General features: G+C 75.0%; 20 protein-coding genes. 13 read left to right on the forward strand and 7 right to left on the reverse strand.

The genetic code is table 11. The features are described 5' to 3' along the window. Positions 1-185 precede the first annotated feature (185 nt). On the reverse strand, positions 186-2603 hold the full coding sequence (locus BMW67_RS05750) for an ATP-dependent helicase (protein ID WP_072746459.1): 2418 nt from the start codon (positions 2601-2603) through the stop codon (positions 186-188). 182 nt (positions 2604-2785) lie between these two features. On the opposite strand from BMW67_RS05750, the gene BMW67_RS05755 reads away from it, so the two are divergent. Genes BMW67_RS05755 through BMW67_RS05770 form a run of 4 tightly spaced genes read left to right on the forward strand, consistent with a single transcriptional unit; the run spans position 2786 to position 7077 of the window. Continuing rightward, positions 2786-3919 (forward strand): ABC transporter permease, encoded by a 1134-nt coding sequence (locus BMW67_RS05755; protein WP_072746458.1) that lies wholly within the window; start codon positions 2786-2788, stop codon positions 3917-3919. Next, complete coding sequence (locus tag BMW67_RS05760) at positions 3916-4695, forward strand: ABC transporter ATP-binding protein (protein ID WP_072746457.1); 780 nt, start codon at positions 3916-3918, stop codon at positions 4693-4695. Before BMW67_RS05755 ends, BMW67_RS05760 begins: the two co-directional genes overlap by 4 nt. A gap of 19 nt (positions 4696-4714) precedes the next feature. Beyond that, positions 4715-6436, forward strand: a complete 1722-nt coding sequence (locus BMW67_RS05765) for an MlaD family protein (protein WP_072746456.1) — start codon at positions 4715-4717, stop codon at positions 6434-6436. Then, positions 6433-7077 carry an ABC-type transport auxiliary lipoprotein family protein gene (locus tag BMW67_RS05770; protein WP_072746455.1) on the forward strand — a complete coding sequence of 215 codons (645 nt, stop codon included), beginning with the start codon at positions 6433-6435 and terminating at the stop codon, positions 7075-7077. The genes BMW67_RS05765 and BMW67_RS05770 overlap by 4 nt, the downstream gene beginning before the upstream one ends. Before the next feature lie 334 nt (positions 7078-7411). Here the strand turns inward: BMW67_RS05770 and BMW67_RS05775 are convergent, their stop codons facing one another. Both BMW67_RS05775 and BMW67_RS05780 read right to left on the reverse strand, forming a co-directional pair. Next, a complete protein-coding gene (locus BMW67_RS05775) occupies positions 7412-8671 on the reverse strand; it encodes a phosphotransferase enzyme family protein (protein ID WP_245728468.1) in 1260 nt (419 codons plus the stop codon). A gap of 61 nt (positions 8672-8732) precedes the next feature. Continuing rightward, complete coding sequence (locus BMW67_RS05780) at positions 8733-9056, reverse strand: TraR/DksA family transcriptional regulator (RefSeq protein ID WP_072746454.1); 324 nt, start codon at positions 9054-9056, stop codon at positions 8733-8735. 191 nt (positions 9057-9247) lie between these two features. Between BMW67_RS05780 and BMW67_RS05785 the strand changes: the two genes are divergently transcribed. The 3 genes from BMW67_RS05785 to BMW67_RS05795 are packed head-to-tail and all read left to right on the forward strand — an operon-like array spanning position 9248 to position 14044. After that, positions 9248-9961: an ABC transporter ATP-binding protein gene (locus tag BMW67_RS05785; protein ID WP_072746453.1), complete on the forward strand. Its 714-nt coding sequence runs from the start codon at positions 9248-9250 to the stop codon at positions 9959-9961. Next, complete coding sequence (locus tag BMW67_RS05790; protein WP_072746452.1) at positions 9958-12552, forward strand: ABC transporter permease; 2595 nt, start codon at positions 9958-9960, stop codon at positions 12550-12552. Before BMW67_RS05785 ends, BMW67_RS05790 begins: the two co-directional genes overlap by 4 nt. Continuing rightward, a complete protein-coding gene (locus tag BMW67_RS05795) occupies positions 12542-14044 on the forward strand; it encodes a lipocalin-like domain-containing protein (RefSeq protein ID WP_245728469.1) in 1503 nt (500 codons plus the stop codon). The genes BMW67_RS05790 and BMW67_RS05795 overlap by 11 nt, the downstream gene beginning before the upstream one ends. Before the next feature lie 36 nt (positions 14045-14080). Here the strand turns inward: BMW67_RS05795 and BMW67_RS05800 are convergent, their stop codons facing one another. Then, positions 14081-14851 (reverse strand): RluA family pseudouridine synthase, encoded by a 771-nt coding sequence (locus tag BMW67_RS05800; protein ID WP_083581160.1) that lies wholly within the window; start codon positions 14849-14851, stop codon positions 14081-14083. Positions 14852-15192: 341 nt separating this feature from the next. On the opposite strand from BMW67_RS05800, the gene BMW67_RS05805 reads away from it, so the two are divergent. Together BMW67_RS05805 and BMW67_RS05810 are read left to right on the forward strand one after the other, a co-directional pair. Continuing rightward, a complete protein-coding gene (locus BMW67_RS05805; protein WP_177174483.1) occupies positions 15193-16272 on the forward strand; it encodes an NADP-dependent oxidoreductase in 1080 nt (359 codons plus the stop codon). Beyond that, the gene (locus BMW67_RS05810; protein WP_072746451.1) at positions 16269-16931 is read left to right on the forward strand and encodes a histidine phosphatase family protein; all 663 of its coding nucleotides are present in this window, start codon (positions 16269-16271) and stop codon (positions 16929-16931) included. The genes BMW67_RS05805 and BMW67_RS05810 overlap by 4 nt, the downstream gene beginning before the upstream one ends. 186 nt (positions 16932-17117) lie before the next feature. Here BMW67_RS05810 and BMW67_RS05815 read toward each other — a convergent pair whose 3' ends face one another. Both BMW67_RS05815 and BMW67_RS05820 read right to left on the reverse strand, forming a co-directional pair. Continuing rightward, positions 17118-17660: a PaaI family thioesterase gene (locus BMW67_RS05815; protein ID WP_083581179.1), complete on the reverse strand. Its 543-nt coding sequence runs from the start codon at positions 17658-17660 to the stop codon at positions 17118-17120. Positions 17661-18016: 356 nt separating this feature from the next. Next, a complete protein-coding gene (locus BMW67_RS05820; RefSeq protein ID WP_072746450.1) occupies positions 18017-18826 on the reverse strand; it encodes an IclR family transcriptional regulator in 810 nt (269 codons plus the stop codon). A 308-nt stretch (positions 18827-19134) separates the two neighbouring features. On the opposite strand from BMW67_RS05820, the gene BMW67_RS05825 reads away from it, so the two are divergent. The 3 genes from BMW67_RS05825 to BMW67_RS05835 all read left to right on the forward strand — a co-directional run bounded on the left by BMW67_RS05825 (position 19135) and on the right by BMW67_RS05835 (position 22332). Next, on the forward strand, positions 19135-20829 hold the full coding sequence (locus BMW67_RS05825) for an AMP-binding protein (protein ID WP_083581159.1): 1695 nt from the start codon (positions 19135-19137) through the stop codon (positions 20827-20829). 104 nt (positions 20830-20933) lie between these two features. Further along, positions 20934-21404: a c-type cytochrome gene (locus tag BMW67_RS05830; protein ID WP_072746596.1), complete on the forward strand. Its 471-nt coding sequence runs from the start codon at positions 20934-20936 to the stop codon at positions 21402-21404. A 7-nt stretch (positions 21405-21411) separates the two neighbouring features. Then, positions 21412-22332, forward strand: coding sequence for a c-type cytochrome (locus BMW67_RS05835; protein WP_072746449.1), 921 nt, complete (start codon positions 21412-21414; stop codon positions 22330-22332). Between the two features lie 281 nt (positions 22333-22613). Here BMW67_RS05835 and BMW67_RS05840 read toward each other — a convergent pair whose 3' ends face one another. Further along, a complete protein-coding gene (locus BMW67_RS05840) occupies positions 22614-23795 on the reverse strand; it encodes a M20 aminoacylase family protein (RefSeq protein ID WP_072746448.1) in 1182 nt (393 codons plus the stop codon). A gap of 127 nt (positions 23796-23922) precedes the next feature. Here BMW67_RS05840 and BMW67_RS05845 point away from each other — a divergent pair, with 127 nt between their 5' ends. After that, complete coding sequence (locus tag BMW67_RS05845) at positions 23923-24630, forward strand: VPLPA-CTERM sorting domain-containing protein (protein ID WP_072746447.1); 708 nt, start codon at positions 23923-23925, stop codon at positions 24628-24630. The last annotated feature ends 56 nt before the right edge of the window (positions 24631-24686 follow it).

Below are 24686 nucleotides of genomic sequence, written 5' to 3' on the forward strand. Positions count from 1 at the left end.
GCCCGCATGTCGGCGCCGCGCGCGCGGCCAAGGCGCCAGCTTGCGCAGCGCCGCCCCGATCAGCGCCCGGCGCCGCGCGCGCGCATGGCCCGAGGCGCCTTCGCCGCGGCCAGACGCGGCGCGCGCGCCCGGGCGCCGGCTGGGGGCGTCGGCGGCGCGGCGGCGGCGCGGGCGATGGGCGCGGATCAGAACGGCACGTCGTCGGCGGCGGTGACGTAGCCCGCCACCACCTTTTTCACCCCGGCTTTCTCGAAATCGACGGTCAGCTTGTCGCCCTCGATGGCCTGCACGGCGCCGTAGCCGAATTTCTGGTGGAACACGCGCTCGCCCAGCGCGAAGGCGGGCGCGGCGCGCGCGTCGATGACCACGGGCGCGGCCGAGGGCGCCGCCCGGCGCGCCTGCATGCGCCGCCATCCGGGCGAGTCATAGGCGCCGGCGCGCGCGGCGCGCTCTTCCAGCTCCGAGCCGCGCACGACGCCGGCCAGCCCCTCGATCGCCCGCAGCCGCCCGTCGGCGCCCGCCGCGCCGCGGCCTCCCGCCACCGCCGCGCGCCCGCGCGGGCCGCCATGCAGCCCCGGCGGGGTCAGCACCTCGACATGCTCGGGGGGCATCTCGTCGATGAAGCGCGAGGGCAGGGCGCTTTGCCAGCGGCCGAACACGGCGCGGTTGGCGGCGAAGCTGACCACCGCCAGCCGGCGCGCGCGCGTCAGGCCGACATAGGCCAGGCGCCGCTCTTCCTCGAGGCCGGCAAGCCCGTTCTCGTCCATCGAGCGCTGCGAGGGAAACAGCCCGTCCTCCCATCCGGGCAGGAAGACGACGGGAAACTCAAGCCCCTTGGCGGCGTGCAGCGTCATGATCGAGACCTTGGCCGCGCCGTCTTCCTGCTCGTTGTCCATGACCAGGGCGACATGTTCGAGAAAGCCCTGCAGGTTCTCGAACTGCTCGAGCGCCTTGACCAGCTCCTTCAGGTTCTCGACCCGGCCGGCCGAATCCGGGGCGCGGTCGTTGCGCCAGTGATCGACATAGCCGCTTTCGTCAAGGATCGTCTCGGCCAGCGCCACGTGATCGGCGCCCGCGCGCACGGCCTCGTGCCAGCGGTCGATGGCCTCGAGCAGCCGCCCCAGCGCGCCTCGCGCGCGCGCGGTCAGCCCGCCCTCGGCCACCAGCGCGCGGGCCGCGTCCACCAGCGTCAGGCCGCGTTCGCGCGCGATCAGGTTCACGCTCTGCGCCGCCTTCTCGCCTAGGCCGCGCTTGGGGCGGTTCATGACGCGCTCGAAGGCCAGCCCGTCGTCGGGCGAGACGGCCAGGCGGAAATAGGCCATGGCGTCGCGGATCTCGAGGCGTTCGTAAAAGCGCGGGCCGCCGATCACGCGATAGGGCAGGCCGATGTTGAGGAAGCGGTCCTCGAAGGCGCGCATCTGGAACGAGGCGCGGACCAGGATCGCGATGCCCTCGGGCGAGACCGGCTCCATGCCGCGCGTGCCGCGGGTCAGGGCCTCGATCTCCTCGCCGATCCAGCGCGCCTCCTCCTCGCCGTCCCAATGGCCGATCAGGCGCACCTTCTCGCCCTCGGTCTCGTCGGTCCACAGGGTCTTGCCCAGGCGGCGCTCATTGGCCGCGATCACCTCCGAGGCGACGGCCAGGATATGCGGCGTCGAGCGGTAGTTGCGCTCGAGCCGGATGACCGCCGCGCCGGGAAAGTCCTGCTCGAAGCGCAGGATGTTGCCCACCTCGGCCCCCCGCCAGCCATAGATGGACTGGTCGTCGTCGCCCACGCAGCAGATGTTGCGATGCTCGGCCGCCAGCAGGCGCAGCAGCAGATACTGCGCCACGTTGGTGTCCTGATACTCGTCCACAAGGATGTAGCGCAGCCGCCCCCGCCACGTCGCGAGCACCTCGGGATGGGCCTGGAAGATGGTCAGCACATGCACCAGCAGGTCGCCGAAATCGGCGGCGTTGAGGGTGCGCAGGCGCTCCTGGTAGTCGGCGTAGAGCCGCCCGCCCTTGCCGCCGAAGGCCGCGGCCTCGTCGGCGGGCAGGTTGGCGGGCGTCCAGCCGCGGTTCTTCCAGCGGTCGATCAGCCCGGCCAGCATGCGCGGCGGCCAGCGCTTTTCGTCGATGTTCTCGGCCGCGATCAGCTGCTTGAGCAGGCGCAGCTGGTCGTCCGTGTCGAGGATGGTGAAGTTGGGCTTCAGCCCGGCCAGCTCGGCATGGCGGCGCAGCAGCTTGGCGCACAGGGCGTGGAAGGTGCCCAGCCAGGGCATGCCCTCGACCGCGCCGCCCACCAGCGCGCCCACGCGCTCCTTCATCTCGCGCGCGGCCTTGTTGGTGAAGGTGACGGCGAAGATCTCGTTCGGGCGCGCGCGCCCCGTGCGCAGCAGATGCGCCACGCGGCAGGTCAGCGCGCGCGTCTTGCCCGTGCCCGCGCCGGCCAGCACCAGAACGGGGCCGTCCAGCGTCTCGACCGCGGCGCGCTGCTCGGGGTTCAGCCCGTCCAGATACGCGGCGTCGCCCGGCGGGCCGCCGGGCATGGCGCGCGCGGACAGGCTCTGGGCCTCGTAGCCGGCGAAGGCGTCGAATTCGTCGAAGTCGCTGCTGCTCATGGGGGTGCAATCTAGCGCCTTGCGCGCGGTTGGGAAAGGTGTCGTTCGCGCATTGTTCGCGCCAAATCGCGACATGGCCCGCGCGGGCGCGGGCGCGCCGGTCCGGCGGGGCTGGACCCGGGGCGCGGGGCGTGGAAACCTGCGCGCGACGCGGCATGCGCGCCGCCGGGGAAAGGCGATCGATGGACGAGGCGCAGGCGACGATTCTGTGCGAGGGCGACGGTTCCGAGGCGCGGCTGCGCGTGCGCGGCGCGCTGACGCTGCCGGCGCTAGCGCGCGCGCGCGCGGCGTTGCGCGGCGCCCTGGCGCGGCCGGCCCTGCGGGCCGTCGAGTTCGACCTGGCCGCGCTCGAGGGGCTCGACACCGCCGGCGCCTGGCTCATCGTTTCCGAGCGCGCGCGCCTCGAGCGGGCGGGCGTGGCGACGCGCCTGACGCCGCCGCCCGCCCGTCTGCGCGAGCTGCTCGAGGCCGTGGCCGCCGCCATGCCCGAGGCGCCCCCGCCGCCGCCGCGCCAGGGCCTGGCGCAAAGGCTGGCGGCGCTGGGGCGCGGGGTGGAATCGGGGGCGCTGGGCGCGCTCGACGCGCTGGCCTTTCTGGGGCTGACGCTGGCGCGGCTGGGCGGGGCGCTGCTCCGGCCGCGGCGGCTGCGCATGGCGGCGCTGTTCAGCCACATGCAGCAGGCGGGGCTGAACGCCGTGCCCATCGTCACGCTGATGGGATTCCTGATCGGCGTCGTGCTGGCGTTTCAGGGCGCCACGCAGCTGCGCCGTTTCGGGGCCGAGGTGTTCGTGGTCGATCTGATCGCCATCTCGGCGCTGCGCGAGCTGGGCGCGCTCTTGACCGCGATCATCGTCGCCGGGCGCTCGGGTTCGGCCTTCACGGCGGCGATCGGCTCGATGAAGGTGAACGAGGAGATCGACGCCATGCGCGCCCTGTCGCTCGACCCGATCGAGACGCTGGCGCTGCCGCGCGCGCTGGCGCTGCTGCTGACGCTGCCGGTGCTCAGCTTTCTGGCCATGATCGCGGCGCTGGCGGGCGGCCTGCTGATGAGCTGGATCGAGCTGGGCGTCTCGCCGGGCATGTTTCTCGAGCGGCTTCACGCGCAGACCGACGTGAAGCATTTCCTGGTCGGCATCTCGAAGGCGCCGGTCTTTGCGCTGATCATCGGCGTGGTCGGCTGCCATCAGGGATTTCTGGTCGGCGGCAGCGCCGAAAGCGTGGGGCGGCGCACCACCGCCTCGGTGGTGATCGCGATCTTCTCGGTCATCGTCGCCGACGCGCTGTTCTCGGTCTTCTTCGCCGAGCTGGGCATATGAGCGGCGCGGCGCAAAACATCATCGAGGTCCGCGGCCTGCGCACGCAGTTCGGCGCGCAGGTGGTGCATGACGGGCTGGATCTGGACGTGCGCCGGGGCGAGGTTCTGGGGGTGGTCGGCGGCTCGGGCACCGGCAAGTCGGTGCTGCTGCGCACCATCATCGGGCTGAACCGCCCGGCGGCCGGTTCGGTGCGGGTGCTGGGGGTGGACATGCTGCGCGCCCCGCGCGCCGAGCGCGCCCGCGTCGAGCGCAGCTGGGGGGTGCTGTTCCAGAACGGGGCGCTGTTCTCGTCGCTGACGGTGCAGCAGAATGTCGAGGCGCCCTTGCGCGAGGCGCGCGATCTGGGCCTGGACGACGCCGACATCGCCGAGCTGGCGCGGCTGCGCATCGCGATGGCCGGGCTCGCCCCCGGCGCGGCGGCCAAGATGCCGGCCGAGCTGTCGGGCGGCATGCGCAAGCGCGCCGGGCTGGCGCGGGCGCTGGCGCTCGATCCGCAGATCCTGTTCCTCGACGAGCCGACCGCCGGGCTGGACCCGATCGGCGCGGCGGCTTTCGACCAGCTGATCGGCCGGCTGCAGCGCGCGCTGGGGCTGACGGTGTTCATGGTCACGCATGACCTCGACAGCCTGAACGCCGTATGCGACCGCATCGCCGTGCTGGCCGAGCGGCGCGTGCTGGCGGTGGGCACGATGGAAGAGATGCTTGCCGTCGACCACCCGTGGGTGCGCGAGTATTTCCACGGTCCGCGCGCGCGCGCCGCGCTGCGGGCCGGATGAACGCGAAAGGACGCTCGGCATGGAGACCAACGCCAGATACACGGTCATCGGAGCCTTCGCCGTGGCGGGGTTTCTGGGGCTTCTGGGCTTCTTCCTGTGGCTGGCCAAGGTCGAGACCGACCGGCGCTACGCCTATTACGACGTCCTGTTCGAAAGCGTCGCCGGGCTGAACGAGGCCGGCGAGGTGCGCTACAACGGCCTGCCCGTGGGGCGCGTGATGTCGCTGGCGCTGGACAAGGCCGACCCCGGGCGCGTGCGCGTGCGCATCGAGGTCGACGCCGCCACCCCCGTGCGCGCCGACACCCGCGCCACGCTCGAGATGCAGGGCGTGACGGGGGTGTCCTACGTGGCGCTGAGCGGCGGCAGCCCCGACGCCCCGCCCCTGACCGCGCCCGGCGCCGCCGGCGTGCCCGAGATCGTGGCCGAGAAATCCGCCGTGCAGAGCGTGTTCGAGGGCGCGCCCGCCCTTCTGGACGAGGCGCTGCGGCTGATCGGCGACCTGCGCGAGGTCGTCTCGCCGCAGAACCGCGCGGCGGTGGCGCGCATGCTGGCCAACCTGGCCGACGCGTCCGAGCGCATCGACGGCGCGCTTGCGGCGTTCGAGAAGGTGGCCGGCGCGCTGGACCAGGCCTCGGGCGCGGTCGCGGCGGTGGCCGCGCGGGCCGAGCGGCTGGCCGACGGCGCCGACGCCGCCCTGGCCGCCACCGCCGGCGCCATGGACGCGACCCGCGCCGCGGCAGAGCGCGCGCAAGGCGCGATCGACGACGCCCGCGCGGCGCTGGCCGAGGCGCGCGGGGCCTTCGCCGACGCCCGACCCGCCATCGCCGAGGCCGGCCGCGCCGCGGGCCGCATCGGGGCGGCGGCGGACATGGTCTCGGCCCAGGCGGCGGCGGCCGGCGCGGCGCTGACCGCGCGCCTGACCGAGGCCCAGGCGGCGCTTGCGCGCGCCGACGCGATGTTCCTGGCCGTGACCGAGGCCGCGCGCGGCGTCGAGGGTCTGGCGCGCGGCGAGGGCGCGGCGCTGATCGCCGACGTGCGCGCCGCGGCCGGCGCCGCCGCCCAGGCGGCCGCGCGGCTCGATGCGCTGCTGTCCGCGCAGCTGCCGCCCATGCTCGAGCAGGTGCGCGCCGCCGCCGCGGGGGTCGAGCGGCTGACCGCCTCGGCCGAAGCCGATCTGGGCGTCATGACCGGCGGCTTCGACGCCGCCGCCGCCCAGGCGCGCGAAACGCTGGTTCAGGCCGCCGACACCTTCGCCAACGCCAACCGCGCCATCGAGGCCGTGACCGGCGCCATGGGCCGGGCCGAGGGCGCCATGGACGCGGTGCGCGCGACCATGGCCAACGCCGACGCCGCGCTGGCCTCGGCCAAGGGCGCCTTCGACGGCGCCGGCCGCCTGATCGATCAGGACATGGGCGCCGTCATGGCCGACATCCGCGCCTCGACCCTGGCGATGTCCGAGGCCGCGCGCGCCGTCGCCGCGCAGGCGCCCGCCGTGGCCGAGGATGTGCGCCGCATGGTCGAGCGCGCCGCGCGCCTTGCGGCCAGCCTCGACGGCGTGGTGGCCGGCAATCGCGAGCAGATCGACGGCTTCCTCAAGGCCGGGCTGCCGCAATTCGTCCGCTTCGTGCGCGAATCGCGCGAGCTGGTCCGCAACCTGGAGCGTCTGACCGCGAAGATCGAGCGCGACCCCGCGCGCTTTCTTCTGGGCGGCCGCGCTCCCGAATTCGGGAGAGACCGATGACCCCCTTCCTTCGCCCGCCGCGCGCGGCCGCGGCGGCCGCGCTGCTGGCGCTGTCGGGCTGCGGCGGCCTTGCGGGGCTGAGCGCCGTCACCGAGACCGCGGCGCTTTACGACCTGTCGCCCAAGACCTCGTTCGACGCCGATCTGCCGCGCGTGCGCCGCCAGGTGGTGGTCGAGGAGCCCACCGCCTGGAGCTACGTCGACACCGACCGCGTCGCGGTCAAGGTCGGCCCCTACCGGGTCGAGTATTTCCCGGCCGTGCGATGGGTCGACCGGGCGCCGAAGATGGTGCAGCGGCTGCTGGTCGAATCGCTCGAGTCTTCGGGCGCGCTGGCGGCGGTGGGGCGTCAGGCGGTGGGGCTGAACTCGGACTACACGCTGATCGCCGATCTGCGCGAGTTCGAGGCCGTTTCCGTGGGCGGCGCGGACGAGCCCGTCGGCGTGCTCGTGCGGCTCAACGTCAAGGTGGTGGCCGAGCCACGGGGGCTGATCATCGCCTCCGAGTCCTTCGCGGCCCGGACCCGCGCCGCCTCGAACGGTTTCGACGACGTGGCCGAGGCCTTCGACCAGGCGCTGGGCAAGGTGTTGCGCCGCGCGGTCGAGTGGGGCGTGCGCGCCATCGCCGCCGACGCCGCAGGCTGAGCGCGGCGGCCAAGGCCCGCGCGCCGGCGCGTGCGCGCGGCTTCCGCCCCGGGGCGGCCGCGCGTTCCGCCCGGGCTGAGTCGGTGTCGGGCAGGGGGCGGCGTCGGGCGGCGCGTTCGGCCCGGGCGGGGGCGGCGTCGGGCAGGGGCGCACGCAAGGCTTGCCGCTTGCCGCGCGCCTCGGCCCCGATTTTACTGCTTCGCAGCCCGCAGCCCGCAGCCCGCAGCCCGCAGCCCGCAGCCCGCAGCCCGCAGCCCGCAGCCCGCGCAGGACGCTTCAGGCGGCCTGAGCGCGCGCGGCGGGGCGTTTGCGTGCGCTTTTCGGGGCCCTGCGGTCAGCCCGCGGGATATTCGCCGCGCAGAAAGCGTTCGGCCATCGCCGCCGTGCCCTCGGCGAAGCCGGGGCCAAGCGCGCGGGCGGTGTCCGATTGCGCATGCGTGCCCAGCCAGGCCGTCAGCAGCATCCGCCGCAGCATGATCATCGCCGGCATGATCCGCCGCGTTCCGGGCGGCAGGGGCGCGACGCGGGCATAACCCTCGAGCCACGCTTCCTGCAGCGCCGGGATCCAGGGCTCGCGCTCGATGAAGCTGATCGCGGCGGCGAAGTCGTAGGCGAACCAGCCGAAGCCGCAATCGTCGAAGTCGATCACCGCGATGGCGTCGTCGCAGACCAAGAGGTTCGCAAGCCGCAGATCCGCGTGGATGAGGCCGAAGCGGTCGGCGCCGTCGCCATAGGCGGCCAGCGCGGCGCGCAGCGCGTCCGAGGCGCGCTCGAGCGCGGCGCGCGCCTCGGGCGTCAGACCCGGCGCGGCGCGCCAGTCGCCCCACAGCGCGCGCGCGCCAAGCGTCGTCTCGAAATCCCAGCGCTTGCGCGCGAACCAGTCCGGGCGCCGCCATGCGCGCGCGTGCAGATGCAGCCGCGCGGTGATCGCCCCCAGCCGCGCGAAATCGGGCGCCAGATCGGCGCTGGGCGCAGGCTCGGCGCCGGGCAGAAAGGCGAAGGCGACCGCAAGGCGCGCGCCTTCGTCCGCGGGCAGCGGCGCGGCCAGGCGCCCGTCGCGCCGGGCGACCGGCGCGGCCGCGCGCGCCGCGCCGTCGCGGCGGATGGCCTCGATCCAGGCCAGTTCCGAGGCGATCTCGCGCGCCGTGTGATAGCCTGGCCTGTGCACGCGCACCACCAGCGGCGCGGGCGCTTCGGGGTCCTCGGCCAGGAAGGTGGCGTTCTCGGACACGTTCAGAAGCCGCACCCGCGTGCGCGGCGACAGGCCCCATTCGGGCGCGGCGCGGCGCACGGCCTCGGCCAGCCTGGCCAGCGCATCGGGCGCATGCGCAAGATCGGGCGGCGGCGCCTCGATGGCTGCGGCGCCGGCTTCGGGGCCGGCGCCCTGACCGGCGTCCTGGCCGACCGGCCGCTCGGGCGCTGGCGGCGCGTCGGGGGTAGGCGCTTCGGCGCCGGCCGCCGTCGCCCCCGCCATCCCCGCCGCCCCGAGGGTCGGGAGGCCCCGCGGCGCGCGCGCATCGACGGGCGACGCTCCGCGCCCGGCGCGGCCTTCGGCCATGGCCTCGGGGCGGCGACGCGCGTCGCGGCCGGTCATCGCGCCGCCCCCGCCCCGCGCCCGAGCTGAGCGCCGGCGCGCATCCGCCCGCTCGCGCCCTTCAGCGCGCGCGCGCGCAGGCGGCGCATTTCACCGCGTAGGGAACCGGCTCCAGCCGCCGGTCCTCGATCCGCTCGCCGCATTCGGCGCACCAGCCGTATTCGCCCTTGTCCAGCCGCTCGAGCGCGGCCTTGATGGCGCGGATCTCCTGCAGCCCGCTCAGGCCGAGGCCCTCGAGCACCTCGTCGCCCTCGCGCTCGACGGCGCGTTCCTCGAGATCGGGCGAGGGAGTCTCGTCCAGCTCGTCCTCGATCTCGTCAAGCCGCTCCTCCAGCTCGCGCAGGCGGGTCTCGAGCTTCTCGCGCCAGTAATCGTCGTCCTTCATCGCGGGGTCCTTTCGGCTGCGGTCGCGGCGCGGGGCCGTCTGCGCCATCAATAGGGCGTCGCGGGCCGCGCCTCCAGCCCCAAGATGCGCGGCCGCGGCGACGAGGCGCTTGCAACCTGCGCCGCCTGGGCTAGTTCCTGAACGCGCGTCGCCGCGCCGGCGCGTCGCCCCGCGCCCATCAGGAGCCCCGGATGCTGAGCGTCACGGATCTGCGCAAGACCTACCCCGCCCCCGACCGCCCGGTCGAGGCGCTGCGCGGCGCGTCGCTGGAGATCGGCGCGGGCGAGGCCGTGGCCCTGACCGGCGAGTCGGGTTCGGGCAAGAGCACCTTGCTGCACATCATCGCCGGGCTGGACGAGGCCGATTCGGGCTCGGTGCGCGTGGACGGCCGCGAGATGTCGGGGCTGAGCGACGGCGCGCGCGCGCGGCTGCGGCGCGCCCGCATCGGGCTGGTCTTTCAGCAGCTGAACCTGATCCCCAGCCTGAACGTGTGGGACAACCTCACCTTCCAGGCCCGCCTGGCCGGGCGCGAGGACCGCGCCTTCGCGCGGGCGCTGCTGGGCCGGCTGGGGCTCGAGGGGCTCGAGCGCCGCTACCCCGAAGAGCTGTCGGGCGGCCAGCAGCAGCGCGTGGCCATCGGGCGCGCGCTGGCCCATCGGCCGGCGCTGGTGCTGGCCGACGAGCCGACCGGCAGCCTTGACGAGGCCGCCGCCGACCGGGCGCTCGACCTTCTGCTCGAGCTGACGCGGGACGCTGGCGCGGCGCTGCTGATGGCCACGCACTCGTTGCGGCTGGCGGCGCGGCTGGACCGGCGGCTGCATCTGAGCGGCGGCGTGCTGCGCGAGGCGGCCTGCGGCGGCGCCGGGCGCGCTGCGGGCATGAGCGCGGCCGGAGGCGGGGGATGAGCGCCCCGGCCCTCGCGCCGCTTCTGGCGGCGCTGGGCGCGCTGGCCAGTCACTGGCGCCGGCGGCCGGGGCAGCTGGCGGCGCTTCTGGGCGGGCTGGCGGCGGCGACGGCGCTGTGGTCGGGGATCCAGGCGCTCAACGCCCATGCCCGCGCCAGCTACGACGCCGCCGCGCGCGAGCTGGGCGGCGGCGCGCGGCTGGTCGCGGCCGCGCCCGGCGCGACGATCGACGAGGGCGCCTTCGCCGCGCTGCGCCGCGCGGGCTGGCCGGTCTCGCCGGTGGTCGAGGGCGCGGTGCGCGCGAACGGCGCGACCTTGCGCGTGATCGGGATCGACCCCGTTTCGGCGCCTGCCGGGCTTGCGCCGGGCGTGTTCGGCGGCGGTTCGGGCGACGGGAGCGACGCGGGCGACAGGGGCGAGCGAAGCGACGGGGGCGAGCGGAGCGACGGGGGCGCGCCCGGCGGCGGGCACGGTTCGCGCGCGCCGGGCGAGGGGGACGCGGCGCGCGACCTGGCCGCCTTCATCACGCCGCCGGGGCTGGCGCTGGCGGCGCCCGAGACCTTGGCCGCGCTGGGCCTTGCGCCGGGCGCGCGCCCGCGCGCGCAAGGCGGGCGCCCCTTGCCGCCCGTGCGCCCCGCCGCGGGGGCGCCGCCGGGCGCGCTGGTGATGGATGTGGGCATGGCGCAGGCGGCGCTGGGGCTCGAGGGCCGGTTGAGCGCGCTGGCGCTGGCGGGACCGGTTCCGCCTGCGGCCGCGGATCTGCCGGCGCGCCTCGGGCTGAGCATGCGCGAGGCGCCGGCGGGCGCGGATCTGGCGCGGCTGACCGCCAGCTTTCACATGAACCTCGACGCCTTCGCCCTGCTGGCCTTCCTGGTGGGGCTGTTCATCGCGCGCGCGGCGGCGGGGCTGGCCTTCGAGCAGCGCCGCCCGCTTTTGCGCACCATGCGCGCCTGCGGGCTGGCGGCCTCGACCGCCGCCTGGGCGCTGGCGATCGAGGCGCTGGGCGCCGCGCTCGTGGCGGGGCTTGCCGGCCTCGCCGGCGGGCGGGCGCTGGCCCGGGCGCTGCTGCCCGATCTGGCCGAGAGCCTCAACGCCCTTTACGGCGCGCAGCTTGGGGCCGAGCTGGCGCCCGGCCCGGCCTGGTGGGCGGGCGGGTTGGCCATGAGCTGCGCGGGCGCGCTGGCCGCCGCCCTGGGCGGGGTGTGGAGCGCGGCGCGCATGCCGGCGCTGGACTCGGCGCGTCCGACCGCCTGGCGGCGCGCACAGCGCCGGCGCACGCGCCTGCAGCTGGCCGGCGCGGCGGCGGCGGGGCTGGCCGGCGCGGCGGCCTTCGGCGCGCTTGGCGGGCTGGCCGGGGGCTTTGCGTTGCTGGCGGGGGCGATGCTGAGCGCGGCGCTGGCGCTGCCGGCGGCGCTGGACCTTGCGCTGGCGCTGGCCGAGCGCGCCGCGCGCCGGCTGGGCGCGCTGGCGCATTGGGCGGCTGCCGATGCGCGCCAGCAGCTGCCGGGGCTGGCGCTGGCGCTGATGGCCCTCTTGCTGGCGCTGGGGGCGAATATCGGCGTCGGCGCGATGACCGAGGGCTTCCGCCGCACGTTCGAGGACTGGCTCGAGCAGCGCCTGACGGCCGAACTCTACGTGCGCGCGGGCGATCCCGCCGAGGCCGACGCGCTGGCGGCGTGGCTGGCCGCGCGTCCCGAGGCGGCGGCCGTTCTGCGCGAATCCGAGGCGCGCCTGCACATCGGCGGCTGGCCGGTCGCGCTGCGCGGCGCGCCCGATCACCCGACCTACCGCGAGCGCTGGCCGCTTCTGTCGGCCGAGCCCGGCGCCTGGGACGCGATCGCCGCCGGGCGCGGCGCGGCGGCGTCCGAGCAGCTGGCGCGGCGGCTGGGGCTTGGCCTTGGGGACGAGCTGAGCGTTCCGACCCCGCGCGGCCCGTGGCGCCTGCGCATCGTGGCGCTGTTCGCCGATTACGGCGCCGCCGAAGGGAAGCTGCGCGTGAACGATGCGGCCATGGCGGCGCATTTCCCCGCCGCCGACCGCACGCCCATGGCGGTGCGGGCCGATCCGGCGGCGGTTCCGGCGCTGGCGGCGGCGGTCGCGGCGCATGGGCCGGGCGCGCCGCAGGTGATCGACCGCGCGGCGCTCAAGGCGCGCAGCCTGCGCATCTTCGAGCGCACCTTCGCGGTCACCGCGGCCCTCAATGCGCTGACCTTCGCGGTGGCGGGCGCGGCGCTCTTCGCGGCGCTGGCGACTTTGGCGCGCGCGCGCCTGGCCCAGTCGGCGCCGGTCTGGGCCATGGGCGCGCCGCGCCGCGCGCTGGTGCGGCTCGATCTGGCCAAGACGGTGGCGCTGGCGCTGGGCACGTCGGCGCTGGCCGTTCCGCTGGGCGTGGCGACGACGTGGATCCTGGTCGCCGTCGTCAATGTCGAGGCCTTCGGCTGGCGCCTGCCCATGCATGCGTTTCCGGGCCAGTGGCTGCGGCTGGCGGCGCTGGCCGGGCTGACGGCGGCGGCGGCCTCGCTGGCGGCCTCGCGCGCGTTGTCGCGCACGCCGCCCGCCACGCTGGCCAAGGTGTTCGCCGATGAACGCTGAGCGCGCCGCTCCCCGCCCGCGCCGCCGCGCGGCCGCGTGCGCCGCCTTGCGGGCGCGGCGGATGATGGGCGCGGCCGCGTTGGCGGCGCTGGCGGCGCTGGCCCCGGCATGGGCCGGCGCCGGGCCGTCCGGGGCGGGCGCGTCGCAGCCCGAGGCGCAGCGCCTCGGCGCCGCCCCGGCGCAGTCGCCGGCCCGCGATCGCGGCCCGGCTTCGCCCCCGACCGGCGCGCCGGATGACGGGCGCGCCGGCGCCCATGGATCGGTCCGGGGCGCCGCCGAGCCTCTCGGCCGGCGCGCCGCAGCGCCCTTTCTTGCGCGCGCCGTCCAGGGCGCCGCCCGGCCCCTTGCCGGGGCGCCCGCCCTGTCCCAAGGCGCCGTTCGGGTCGCGCAGGCGAATCGCGCCGCCCCCACGCCCGCGCCGACCCCCGACCCCGCGCCCGCCGCGCGCCATGCGGACCGGCCCGCCGGCGCCCCCGCCGCCCAGCTTCCGGCGCAGTCGCGGCAGGGCTTCGCCGGGCTTGGAGAGGCGGCCGAGGGCTTCGCCCCCGTGGTGCGGGGAACGCGGCTGGTCTTTCCGCGCGATCACGGCGCGCATCCGCGTCACCGCATCGAGTGGTGGTATCTGACCGCCAACCTGACCGCCGAGGACGGCGCCGAGCTGGGCGTCCAGTGGACCCTGTTCCGCCAGGCGCTGGCGCCGGAAGGCCCGGCGCGGGGCTGGGCGACGCCGCAGCTGTGGATGGGTCACGCCGCCGCCACCTCGGCCGGGGCGCATCGCTTCGCGCAGAAGCTGGCGCGCGGGGGCGTGGGCGTCGCGGGCGTGACGGCCGAACCCTTCGCCGCCTGGATCGACGACTGGCGCCTGGCGGCGCGCGGCCCGGGCATGAAGCTGCTCGAAGCGCGCGCCTCGGGCGAGGGCTTCGCCTATGAGCTCGAGCTGCGCGCCGAGGGCCCGCCGGTGCTGCATGGCGATGAGGGGTGGTCGCTCAAATCCGCGCAGGGGCAGGCCAGCCACTACGTTTCGCTGCCTTTCCTGAGCGCCGAGGGCTGGGTCGCCATCGACGGGCGCCGCATGCGCGTGCGCGGGCGCGCTTGGATGGATCACGAATGGTCCAGCCGCCCGCTTTCGGCCGATCAGAAGGGGTGGGACTGGTTCTCGATCCACTTCGACGACGGGGCGCGGCTGATGCTGTTCGCCCTGCGCGGGGCGGACGGGGCGTTCCTGTCGGGCTCCTGGATCGCGCCCGACGGCGCCGTCCAGCCGCTGGGACCCGACGAGATCCGCATGACTGCGCTGTCGCGCCGGCGCGTGGCGGGGCGCGCGCTGCCGCTGCGCTGGCGGCTCGAACTGCCGCGCCGCGGGTTGCGCATCGAGACGGCGCCGCTCAATCCCGAGGCGTGGATGGCCGCGCGCTTTGCGTATTGGGAGGGGCCGATCCGCGTCAGCGGCACGCGCACGGGCCGCGGCTACATGGAGTTGACGGGATATTGACGCACTATTGACGCAGCGGCCTGGCCTGCGCGACGCTCAGAACGGGCAGGGGGCCTCGACGCGCACATGCGCGCCGTCGCGCGGGTGGCGGAAATCCAGCCGCCAAGCGTGCAGCTGCAGCCGCTCGGCGCCGGGCTCGGGGCCGCCATACAGCCGGTCGCCCAGAATGGGATGCCCGATGGCCAGCATGTGCACGCGCAGCTGGTGGCTGCGGCCGGTCAGCGGCTCGAGCAGCAGGCGCGTTGCGCCGTCCTCGCGCGCCAGAACGCGCCAGCGCGTCAGCGCCGGCTTGCCGCGCGCATGGTCCACCATCTGGCGCGGACGGTTGGGCCAGTCGCAGATCAGCGGCAGGTCGATCTCGCCGGCCTCGTCCGCGACCTGGCCGCGGACGCGGGCGATGTAGGCCTTGCGCACGTGGCGGCGCTCGAATTGCAGCGACAGGATGCGCTGGGCGCGCCGGTTGCGCGCCATCAGCAGCGCGCCCGAGGTGTCCATGTCCAGCCGGTGAACGATCAGCGCGCCGGGGAACAGGCGCCGCGCGCGGGCCTCGGCGCAGTCGGCAAGGTCGGGCGTCCTGCCCGGAACGGTCAGCAGGCCGGCGGGCTTGTCCACGGCCAGCGCGTCGTCGTCGGCCAGCAGAACGGGCAGCCAGGGCTCTTGCGGGGGTGCGTAGCGCAGCGGCGGAACGGGCGCCGACGCGCCCGCCGCCCTCCCGGCGGCGACGGCCGAGCGCGCGCCGTCCGGGCCGGGCGCGTCGGATGGCGCGTCGGCTGGCGCAGCTGGCGGCGCGGGCGGTCTGGCGGGCATGGGGGCTCCTGCGGGCGGGGGCGGGGCGTTGCGCGGGCCGGAAAGCTAGCGGCGTGGCGCGCCGGCGTCCAGTTCCGCCCGTCTCGCGCCCGTATCGCGCCAGTCTGCGGCGCCTCTTCGGCCACTCTTCGGCCCGTGTCCAGCCCGTGTCCCGCCCGTGTCCGACCCGTGTCCGGCCCGCGTCCGGCCCCTGTCGGGCGCGCCGACCGGGGGGCGATCGGGGCCGCGGGCGCCGGCCGTCGGCCGGAGCCGTCGATGCGCCCTTGCGCCGCGCGGCGCCTCGGTTAGAGTGCCGACAAGAGCGGAACGCAGTTCCGCAGCTTGAAGCAAGGATGTTCGCCATGACCCAGACCATTCCCGCCACCATGCGCCGCGTGGCGCTGGCCGCCCGTCCCAAGGGCGCCGTCACCCCCGACTGCTTCCGCATCGAGGAGCTTCCCATGCCCCAGCCCGGTCCCGGCCAGTTCCTGGTGCGGGTGATCTGGCTGTCGCTCGATCCCTACATGCGCGGGCGCATGGACGAATCGAAGTCCTACGCCAAGGGCGTCGAGATCGGCGAGACCATGCAGGGCGGCGCCGTGGGCGAGGTGATCGCCTCGAACCATCCGGGCTTCGCGGTGGGCGAGTTCGTGGTCGGCCCCTTCGGCTGGGCCACCCATGCGCTCTCCGACGGCGAGGGCGTGCGCAAGCTGGACCCGGCGCGCGCGCCGATCTCGACCGCGCTGGGCGTGCTGGGCATGCCCGGGCACACCGCCTGGGTGGGCCTCAACGACATCGGCCAGCCCAGGGCGGGCGAGACGCTGGTCGTCGGCGCCGCCACGGGCGCGGTGGGCCAGGTGGTCGGCCAGCTGGCCAAGGCCCGGGGCCTGCGCGCGGTGGGCGTGGCGGGCGGCCCCGACAAGTGCCGCTACGCGGTCGAGGAGCTGGGCTTCGACGCCTGCATCGACCACCGCGCCGCGCCCGACGCCAAGGCGCTGCGCGCGCAGCTGGCCGAGGCCTGCCCCGACGGCGTGGACATCTATTACGAGAATGTCGGCGGCAAGACGCTCGAGGCCGTCATTCCGCTGATGAACGTGCACGGGCGCATCCCGGTCTGCGGCATGATCTCGTGGTACGACCTTGGCGGGCTGGGCATGGGCGAGGTTCCCGGCCCCGATCGCCTGCCCAGGGTCTGGCGCACGATCCTGGTGCAGCGGCTCAAGGTCCAGGGCTTCATCATCTTCGACCACAACGACCGCTTCGCCCCCTTCGAGGAAGAGGTCTCGGCCATGATCCGCGACGGGCGGCTGAAGTATCGCGAGACCATCGCCGAGGGGCTCGACGCCGCGCCCGAAGCCTTCATCGCCATGCTCAAGGGCGGCAATCTGGGCAAGCAGCTGGTCCGCGTCTCGGACGATCCCACGCGCGGGGTCAAGGCGTGAGCCAGCTTCTGCTGGCGCGCCACGGCCAGGCCAGCTTCGGCGCGCAGGATTACGACGTGCTGTCCGATCTGGGCCGCAGCCAGGCCCGCTGGCTGGGCGAGCACCTGGCCGCGGCGGGCGTGCGCCCGGTTCGGGCGCTGGCGGGCACGCTGCGCCGCCAGCGCGAGACGGCGGCGCTGGCGCTTGAGGCGATGGGGCTGCCCGAGCTCGAGATCGAGACCCATCCGGGCTTCGACGAATACGACGCCGAGGCGGTTCTGGCCGCCTGGCGGCGCGCCAATCCCGACGAACCGGTCCCGACCGACCGGCGCGGCCATTTCCGCGCCCTGGCGCGGGCGCTGGCCGACTGGCAGGCGGGGCGCATCGACGGGGCCGAGAGCTTCGCCGCCTTCGAGGCGCGCGTGGCCGAGGCCATGTCCCGCGCCCTGGCCGCGGCGGCCGAGGGCGGGCCGGTGCTGGCGGTCAGCTCGGGCGGGGTGATCGGGCAGGCGGTGCGCGCGGCGCTGTCGGCGCCGGCCGAGGCGATGATCCGCCTGCACATGCAGGTGCGCAACGCCTCGCTCACGCGCTTCTTCGCGGGGCGCGAGGCGCCCTGGCTGGGCAGCTTCAACGAGACCCCCCATCTGGACCTGCGCCCCGGCGCCGTCACCTGGTCCTGACCGGGCGACGGCCGGGCCGGCGGATTTCGCCTGGCCCGGCGGGGCGGGTCGGGGGCGAGCGCCGCCGCGGCCCATTCCGCCGCCGCGGCGCGTTCGGCGCCGCTCGAACCCCGCCTTCGCCGCCGTTTTGCGCCGACGCTCCCGGGCGGGTTCGGCCGGGGCGCGCAGGCCCCCGGCCGCGCGGCTTCAGGCCGGATCGCCCATCGGGTCGCCGCCGGCGCCGCGCCAGCGCATGGTGGCCACGCCCTTGGCCAGAGGGGCGCCGGTCTCGTCATGCAGATCGACCTCGGCGAAAAAGGTCTTGCGTCCGCCGCCGGTCTGGCGCGCCTCGGCGATCATGCGCCGCCCGCGCAGCTGGCCCAGATAGTTGATGGTCAGCGACAGCGTCATCGCCCGCCGCACGCGGCCCGGATGGGGGCACCAGCAGCCGGCGAAGCCCGCCGCCGTGTCGATCAACGCGGCGTGCACGCCTCCATGGGGCAGGCCGTAGCGGTTGGCATGGCGGGCGGGATCGACGTCGAGCGCGACGCGCGCGTAGCCCTCGGACCAGGCCTCTATGCGAAAGCCCAGAAGGCGCTGGAAGGGGTAGAGGGGCTCTCCGGTGACGGGATCGACCGAACCCGAGAGTTCGGCCCGCGCAAGCGCGTCCGCCTCCGGCGCCGGGCCCCCGGGCGCGTCGCTCCTGTCCGCGTCGTCCCTGTCTGCGCCGCCCTTGTACGCGCCGTCCATGTCCGCGCCGCCCGTTTCCGCGCCGGACGAGCGGCTCGGCGCGGTGTCCCGCGATCGGGCGCCGGGGGCGGCTTCGAAGCCGGGGGCGGTGGAATGGTCGCCGGCCGCCGGGCGCGCGCCGCCGCCGGAAGCGCGCGGCTCATGCGCCGAATCCGCCCCCGCCTCATCCGCCCCCGCCTCGCCGGCAAGCGCGCCGGACGCGGCGCCGGGGCCGCCCGGTCGCGCATCGGCGCGCGCCGCCCGCGGCGCGTCCTCGCGCGCGCCGTCCGCGCCCGGGCTCGGTCCCGGGGCCTGTTCGCCGCCCTGGCGGGGCGGCGCGGGAGGTGCGCCGGGGGGCGGGCCGGGGGGCGCTGCGCTCATGCCTCGCGGCCGGCCGCATCGAGCGGCGCCAGCGTCAGGTCGCGCGCGGCCCGCGCCAGGCGCGGACCCATCTCTTCGCGCAGGAACTCGGGCGAGACGAGGAAGGACGGGCCGCCCACATTCATGGCGAAGATGCGCTCGCGATCGGCCGAGTAGATGGGCGCGGCGATGCCGTGGATCTCCTTCTTCCACTCGCCGAAGGACGAGACGTAGCCATGCCGGCGGTATTCCTCCAGCGCGCGGGCCAGACCCTCGGCGTTGGCGGCGGCGTGCTCGGGGCGCTCGGCGGCCAGCTCGTCCATGATGCGGCGGCGCTCGTCCGGCTCCATCGCCACCAGGATCGCGCGCCCGATCGCCGAGGCCGCCAGCGGCAGCCGCGCGCCCACGTCCAGCGACAGCGCCAGGGTCTGGGGCGCGCGGCGCACGGCGACGTAGACGGCCTTGAGCTTGTGCCGCTCGGCCAGCGCGACGGTGACGTTCTCGGCCTGGGCCAGCTCTTCCATCGCCGGCAGGGCGCGCTCGCGCATCTCCATGCCGTTGAGCACGCCGTAGCCGAGCCCCAGAATGCCCGGCCCCAGCTGATAGACGCCGGTCTTTTCGGAGTAGATCAGATAGCCCAGCGCGCACAGCGTGTAGGTCAGGCGCGTGACGGTGGGCTTGGGCAGGCCGTTGCGCTCGGCGATCTGCTGGTTCGTCAGGCCGTATTCGCCCGGGCGAAAGCAGCGCAGGATCTCGAGCCCGCGCGCCAGCGAGGTGACGAACTTGCGGTCCTCGGCGCCTTCGCGGGCGTCGTCGGCGACGGTCATGACGCGGCTCCTGAACCGGGGCGCGGCGCGGCGGGCGCGCGGCTGACCCAGGCCGCTGGGCGGGCTTTCATGGCGGGCCTCCGTGTTGGGCGGCGCGGCTGCGCCTTGTTTTCGTTCTTTGCGGAACAGGCTTTCGCAAACTTGCGATCCGGTCAATGCTTTCTTCACAACCGCAGGCGTCGGGTCAAGCGGATTGACGTTGCGTCGCCTTGCCGCGCGGCTTGGTTGACAGCGGGGGCGGGCGCTTTCTACCGTCTTTACAAAACAGGGTTCCGCCAAGCGGAACCGAACGGACCGGAGGAACGCCCATGCCTGCCGACGACGCGCTGCCAAGCCGCGCGCGCCCCTGGCGCGCTTCGTATCCGCCCAGCGTCGATCCCGACCCGAAGATCGCGCCGCGCACCGTCCCGCAGCTGTTCGAGGAGGCCGCCGCCCGGCACGGCCCGCTGCCCGCGCTCAGCTTCGGTCCGACCACGCTCAGCTACGCCGAGCTGGCGCGGCGCGTGCGCCAGACGGCCCATGCGCTGGCGCGCGCCGGGATCGGGCCGGGCGAGGCGGTGGCGCTCTACCTGCCGAACCTGCCCTGGCATCCGATCTTCTTCTACGGCGCGCTGACGGCGGGCGCGCGGGTGGCGCATCTGAGCCCGCTCGACGCCCTGCGCGAGCTCGAGCACAAGCTGCGCGACAGCGGCGCGCGCACGCTGGTCACGACGAACCTGCCCAGCATGACCGCGCTGGCCGAGCAGCTGGCGCGGTCGGGGGCGGTCGATCGGGTGATCCTGTGCGATGCGGGCGCCTTCGGCCCGCTGCCGGTTCCGCTGGCGCCCTTGCCCGAGGACGCACGTTTCGTCGGCGCCGAGGAGTTCCTGGCGGGCGCGCCCGACGGCCCCTTCGCCAGCCCCGCCGCGCCCGAGGACGTGGCCCTGCTGCAATACACCGGCGGCACCACGGGCCTGCCCAAGGGCGCGGTGCTGACCCATCGCAACCTGACCGCGGCGGTGTCGATCTACGACGCGTGGTATGAGGGCTTCGGCATCGCCGAAGATCCCGACGCGCCGCCGCAGGAGGTGGCGCTGGTGGTGCTGCCGCTGTTCCACATCTACGCGCTGGTGGTGCTGCTGCTGCGCCAGACGCAGGAGGGCGCGCACATGGTGCTGGCGCTGCGCTTCGATCCGGCCGAGATCCTGGACCTGATCGAGCGCCGGCGCGTGACGCTGTTCCCGGGCGTGCCGACGATGTGGACCGCGCTCGTCAACATGCCCGACATCGACAAGCGCGACCTGAGCTCGCTGCGGCTGGTGGGCTCGGGCGGGGCGCCGCTGCCGCTCGAGGTCAAGAAGCGCTTCGACCAGCTGACCGGCCTCACGCTGGGCGGCGGATGGGGCATGACCGAGACCGCCTCGGCGGGCACGGGTCATCTGCGCGACATCCCGCCCGAGAAGGCCGCCAGCGTCGGGCTGCCGCTGCCCGGGCTCGAGATGAAGGTGGTGGACGTGGCCGATCCCGCGCGCGAGCTGCCCCTCGGCGAGACGGGCGAGCTGGCGATCCGCGGCCCCAACATCACGCGCGGCTACTGGAACCGCCCCGACGCCGACGCCGAGGCCTTCCATGACGGCTGGCTGCTGACGGGCGACATCGGGCGCATCGACCGGGAGGGCTACGTCTGGCTGGTGGACCGCAAGAAGGACATGATCATCTCGTCGGGCTACAACGTGTATCCGCAGATGATCGAGCAGGCGATCTACGAGCACCCCGCCGTCGCCGAATGCGTGGTCATCGGCATCCCCGACGACTACCGCGGCGAAAGCGCCAAGGCCTTCGTCGCCCTGCGCCCCGGCGCGCAGCCCTTCGCCCTCGACGAGCTGCGCGCGTTCCTGTCCGACAAGCTGGGCCGGCACGAGCTGCCCGCGGCGCTCGAATTCCGCGATCAGCTGCCGCGCACGGCGGTCGGCAAGCTGTCGCGCAAGGAGCTGCGCGACGAGCTGCGCGGCGCGGCGGGTTGACGCATGGCCTGTGGCGCGCGCGCGAGCGGCGCGCTAAGCTTTCGCCCGTTGAACGAGAAACGGCGCGCCTGCGCAAGGCGCGCCTTCAGCAGGGAGAGCACGGCATGCGCATGATCACCAGGCTTGCGGTCGCGGCGGTCGCCGCGGGGGGAATGGTCGCCGCCGCTCTGGCGGCCAATGATTCGGCGCCGGCGGATCTGAACGATCCCGTTTCGGTGCGCCAGCACATGATGAAGAACGTCGGCGGCTCGATGAAGCTTCTGGCCGGCATGGTCAAGGGCGAGGCGCCCTATGACGCCCGCGTGGCCGAGGCGGCCTTCCGCGCCATGAACAACGCGGCGCTGGGCCTTGGCGCCTTCTTCCCGGCCGGCTCCGATGCGGGCGAGACCGAGGCCTCGCCGAAGATCTGGCAGGACATGGCGGGCTTCAAGGCCGCCATCGGCGCCTTCGCGCGCGACACGGCGGCCGCGGCCGCGGCGCGGCCGGCGGATCTGGACGCCTTCAAGCCGGTCTTCGGCAAGGTCGCCGGAAACTGCAAGTCCTGCCACGAAGCCTGGCGCGTGAAGAAGGAGTGACCGCGCCATGCCGGGCCGGCGCCGGTCGGGCCGCCTTCTGGGCGCGGCGGCGGCGCTGGCCGCGGCCGGGGCGGCGGCGTTCTGGCTGGCCACCGCGCCGCGGCGCCCCGATCCGGCGCTGACGGCCGGGCTGCAGGGCGACGCGGCGCGCGGCGCGCTGGTCTTTCGCGTGGGGGGCTGCGCCGCCTGCCACGCGGCGCCGGGCGCCGAGCCGGCCGAGCGCCCCGTCCTTTCCGGCGGCCGGCGCTTCGTCACGCCCTTCGGAACCTTCACGGCGCCGAACGTCTCGCCTCATCCCGAGGCGGGGATCGGCGCGTGGAGCCTGCAGGACTTCGCCGCCGCCATGCTGCGCGGCGTGGGGCGCGACGGCCGGCACCTTTACCCGGCCTTCCCCTATGTCTCATATGCGCGCATGACGCCGCAGGATGTGGCCGATCTGTGGGCGTGGATGCGCGCGCTTCCGCCCTCGGACTCGCGCCCGCCGGGGCATGATCTGCCCTTCCCCTTCAACATCCGCCGCGGGCTGGGGCTGTGGAAGCTGCTGGCGCTGGACCCCTCCTGGGTCGTGGACGTGCCCGCGGACGACGCCCTTGCCATGCGGGGGCGCTATCTGGTCGAGGGGCCCGGCCATTGCGCCGAGTGCCACACCCCGCGCAACGCGCTGGGCGTGCTTGACCGCGCGCGCTGGCTTCAGGGCGCGCCGAACCCGGACGGGCCGGGCGTGGTTCCCGACATCACGCCGGGGCCGAAGGGCATCGGCGGCTGGTCCGAAGAGGACATCGCCTGGTATCTCGAGTCGGGCTTCACGCCCGATTACGACAGCGTCGGCGGCTCGATGGCCGAGGTCGTGCGCAACCTGTCCGGCCTGCCCAAGGAGGACCTGCGCGCCATCGCGGCCTATCTCAAGGCGGTCCCGCCCAGCCCATGACCCCCCGCCCCCCGCGCCGAGCGCGTGACCACCCCGCCCCCCGCGCCGAGCGCGTGACCGCCCCGCGGAGCGGCGGCCGGCGGGGGCGCGTCTGCCATCCCGCCCCGCGCGGGGCCGGGGCGGCGCGGGGTGCGCGCCGCTCGGGCGCGGATCCATCACTCCCCGCGCGGGGGTGCGGCTGCGACGCGCCTTGCACGGTTTATCGCGCGCTCGCGATCCCGCCTCGCACGGGGGGCGCAGGCCGGTTGGCGGCGCGGGCGGGGCTCCTTCATGCGGGCTCTTCACCCATGCGGGGGCAGGGCGCGGCGCGTCAGCGCCAGCCAATAGGCGCAGCCGGCGGGAATGATGCGGTCGTTGAAGTCGTAAGCCGGGTTGTGGAGCGGCGCCGAGTCGCCCGCGCCGATGAAGATGAAGGCGCCCGGGCGCGCCTCGAGCATGTAGGCGAAATCCTCGGCGCCCATGAGCGGCGGCGCCGCCTCGTCCACCATCGCGGCGCCGGCCACGTCGCGCGCCGCGCGCGCCGCCAGGGCCAGCGGCGCGGGCGCGTTGACGGTGACCGGATAGCCGCGCGTCCAGTCCACCCGCGCCTCGGCGCCGTAGGCGGCGGCGACGTTGCGCGCGACCTCGTGCACGCGCGCCTCGAGCAGCGCGCGCACCGGCTCGGACAGGCTGCGCGCCGTGCCGCGCAGCCGGGCGCGGGCGGGGATGACGTTGTAGGCCTCGCCCTCGGCGGCGATGCCGGTGACCGAGACCACCGCCGGCTCGAGCGGATCGACCGCGCGGCTGACCACGCCTTGCAGCGCCACCGCCACATGCGCGGCGGTCAGCACCGGATCGACGCAGGCATGGGGCAGGGCCGCATGGCCGCCGCGCCCCTCGACGGCGATGTCGAACTGGTCCGAGGCGGCCATGATCGGGCCGGGGCGCATCAGGAACGCCCCCTCGGGCGCGCCGGGCAGGTTGTGCATGCCGAAGACCTGCGCGATCTCGAAACGCTCCATCAGCCCGTCGCGCACCATGGCCAGCGCGCCGGCGCCTCCCTCCTCGGCGGGCTGGAAGATGACCGCGACGCGCCCGGCGAAGTCGCGCTCCCGCGCCAGCCGCCGCGCCGCGCCCAGCAGCATGGCCGTGTGCCCGTCATGGCCGCAGGCGTGCATGCGCCCCGCCGCGCGCGAGGCCCAGGGCGCGCCGCTGGCCTCGAGGATGGGCAGGGCGTCCATGTCGGCGCGCAGCCCCATGCTCGGGCCCGGCGCCGCGCCGCGAATCAGCCCGACCACGCCCGAGCGGCCGATTCCCTCGACCACCTCGTCGCAGCCGAAGGCGCGCAGCTTGTCGGCGACGAAGGCGGCGGTGCGGGGCAGATCGTAGCCCAGCTCGGGGTTCATGTGCAGCTCGCGCCGCCATGCGGCGATCTCTTGCGCCTCCGAGGCGAATTCTTCGGCAAGGCTTCGTCTTGCGGGCATGGCGGCTCCTTCGCGGTTTTGGTTAACGGCCGTTAATCGATGGTGACAAACGCCTTCGGCTTCTGGTATCAAGAGGCAAGTGTATCGATCGGTGGGAATCATCATGTTGAAAAAAGTTTCACTGGCCATGGCGTTTGCCGCGTTCGCCTGGGGCGGGACGGCCTCTGCGGCGGTCTATTACGGGCAGGACGTCACGGGGGTTAACCCCGACGACAGCGCCACCTGGGTCAACTCGAACGCCGCACGCGCGAGCTTCCTGTCCGCGCTGAGCAACGTCGGCAGCCAGGACTTCGAGAGCTTCGCCGACGGGCAGACGCCGCCGGTGTCGATGAACTTCCCCGGCTCGACCGGCTCGATCACGGCGACCATGTCGGCCGGCGGGCGCGTGCAGGCCGAGAACGCGACCGAAGCCAGGAAGGGCCGATTCGCGACCTCGGGCAGCCAGTATTACCTGATCGGCACCGGTCAGGGCGGCACCACCATCACCTTCAGCGCCGACGTCGCCGCCTTCGGCTTCTACGGAACCGATATCGGCGACTTCAACGGTCAGCTGGTGCTGGACTTCCTGGACGACGCCAACAACGTGCTGTTCTCGGAGAACGTCGGCATGGCCGGGCCGAACGGCAACATCCTGTTCTGGGGCATCACCAGCCAGAGCAACCCGTTCAACGCCGTCCGCTTCCGCGCCATCGGCAGCAACGATCAGTTCGGCTTCGACGACTTCATCATCAGTGACGCGCGCCAGATCAACCCTGTGCCGGTCCCCGCGGCAGGGCTTCTGCTTCTGTCGGGCTTCGCCGGCCTGGCCGGGATGCGGCTGCGCCGCAAGGGCTGAAGCGGAACGCGACTCAGGGTTCCCGCCGAAACATCGACGCCCGGGCGCTTCGCCCG

Source organism: Oceanicella actignis, from assembly GCF_900111545.1.
Classification (GTDB): Bacteria; Pseudomonadota; Alphaproteobacteria; order Rhodobacterales; family Rhodobacteraceae; genus Oceanicella; species Oceanicella actignis.

Excerpts from the sequence above, each read along its gene's own strand:
- BMW67_RS05750 (WP_072746459.1), bottom strand. The coding sequence starts at position 2,603 with ATGAGCAGCAGCGACTTCGACGAATTCGACGCCTTCGCCGGCTACGAG.
- BMW67_RS05755 (WP_072746458.1), top strand. The coding sequence starts at position 2,786 with ATGGACGAGGCGCAGGCGACGATTCTGTGCGAGGGCGACGGTTCCGAG.
- BMW67_RS05760 (WP_072746457.1), top strand. The coding sequence starts at position 3,916 with ATGAGCGGCGCGGCGCAAAACATCATCGAGGTCCGCGGCCTGCGCACG.
- BMW67_RS05765 (WP_072746456.1), top strand. The coding sequence starts at position 4,715 with ATGGAGACCAACGCCAGATACACGGTCATCGGAGCCTTCGCCGTGGCG.
- BMW67_RS05770 (WP_072746455.1), top strand. The coding sequence starts at position 6,433 with ATGACCCCCTTCCTTCGCCCGCCGCGCGCGGCCGCGGCGGCCGCGCTG.
- BMW67_RS05775 (WP_245728468.1), bottom strand. The coding sequence starts at position 8,671 with ATGACCGGCCGCGACGCGCGTCGCCGCCCCGAGGCCATGGCCGAAGGC.
- BMW67_RS05780 (WP_072746454.1), bottom strand. The coding sequence starts at position 9,056 with ATGAAGGACGACGATTACTGGCGCGAGAAGCTCGAGACCCGCCTGCGC.
- BMW67_RS05785 (WP_072746453.1), top strand. The coding sequence starts at position 9,248 with ATGCTGAGCGTCACGGATCTGCGCAAGACCTACCCCGCCCCCGACCGC.
- BMW67_RS05790 (WP_072746452.1), top strand. The coding sequence starts at position 9,958 with ATGAGCGCCCCGGCCCTCGCGCCGCTTCTGGCGGCGCTGGGCGCGCTG.
- BMW67_RS05795 (WP_245728469.1), top strand. The coding sequence starts at position 12,542 with ATGAACGCTGAGCGCGCCGCTCCCCGCCCGCGCCGCCGCGCGGCCGCG.
- BMW67_RS05800 (WP_083581160.1), bottom strand. The coding sequence starts at position 14,851 with ATGCCCGCCAGACCGCCCGCGCCGCCAGCTGCGCCAGCCGACGCGCCA.
- BMW67_RS05805 (WP_177174483.1), top strand. The coding sequence starts at position 15,193 with ATGACCCAGACCATTCCCGCCACCATGCGCCGCGTGGCGCTGGCCGCC.
- BMW67_RS05815 (WP_083581179.1), bottom strand. The coding sequence starts at position 17,660 with ATGGACGGCGCGTACAAGGGCGGCGCAGACAGGGACGACGCGGACAGG.
- BMW67_RS05820 (WP_072746450.1), bottom strand. The coding sequence starts at position 18,826 with ATGACCGTCGCCGACGACGCCCGCGAAGGCGCCGAGGACCGCAAGTTC.
- BMW67_RS05825 (WP_083581159.1), top strand. The coding sequence starts at position 19,135 with ATGCCTGCCGACGACGCGCTGCCAAGCCGCGCGCGCCCCTGGCGCGCT.
- BMW67_RS05830 (WP_072746596.1), top strand. The coding sequence starts at position 20,934 with ATGCGCATGATCACCAGGCTTGCGGTCGCGGCGGTCGCCGCGGGGGGA.
- BMW67_RS05835 (WP_072746449.1), top strand. The coding sequence starts at position 21,412 with ATGCCGGGCCGGCGCCGGTCGGGCCGCCTTCTGGGCGCGGCGGCGGCG.
- BMW67_RS05840 (WP_072746448.1), bottom strand. The coding sequence starts at position 23,795 with ATGCCCGCAAGACGAAGCCTTGCCGAAGAATTCGCCTCGGAGGCGCAA.
- BMW67_RS05845 (WP_072746447.1), top strand. The coding sequence starts at position 23,923 with ATGGCGTTTGCCGCGTTCGCCTGGGGCGGGACGGCCTCTGCGGCGGTC.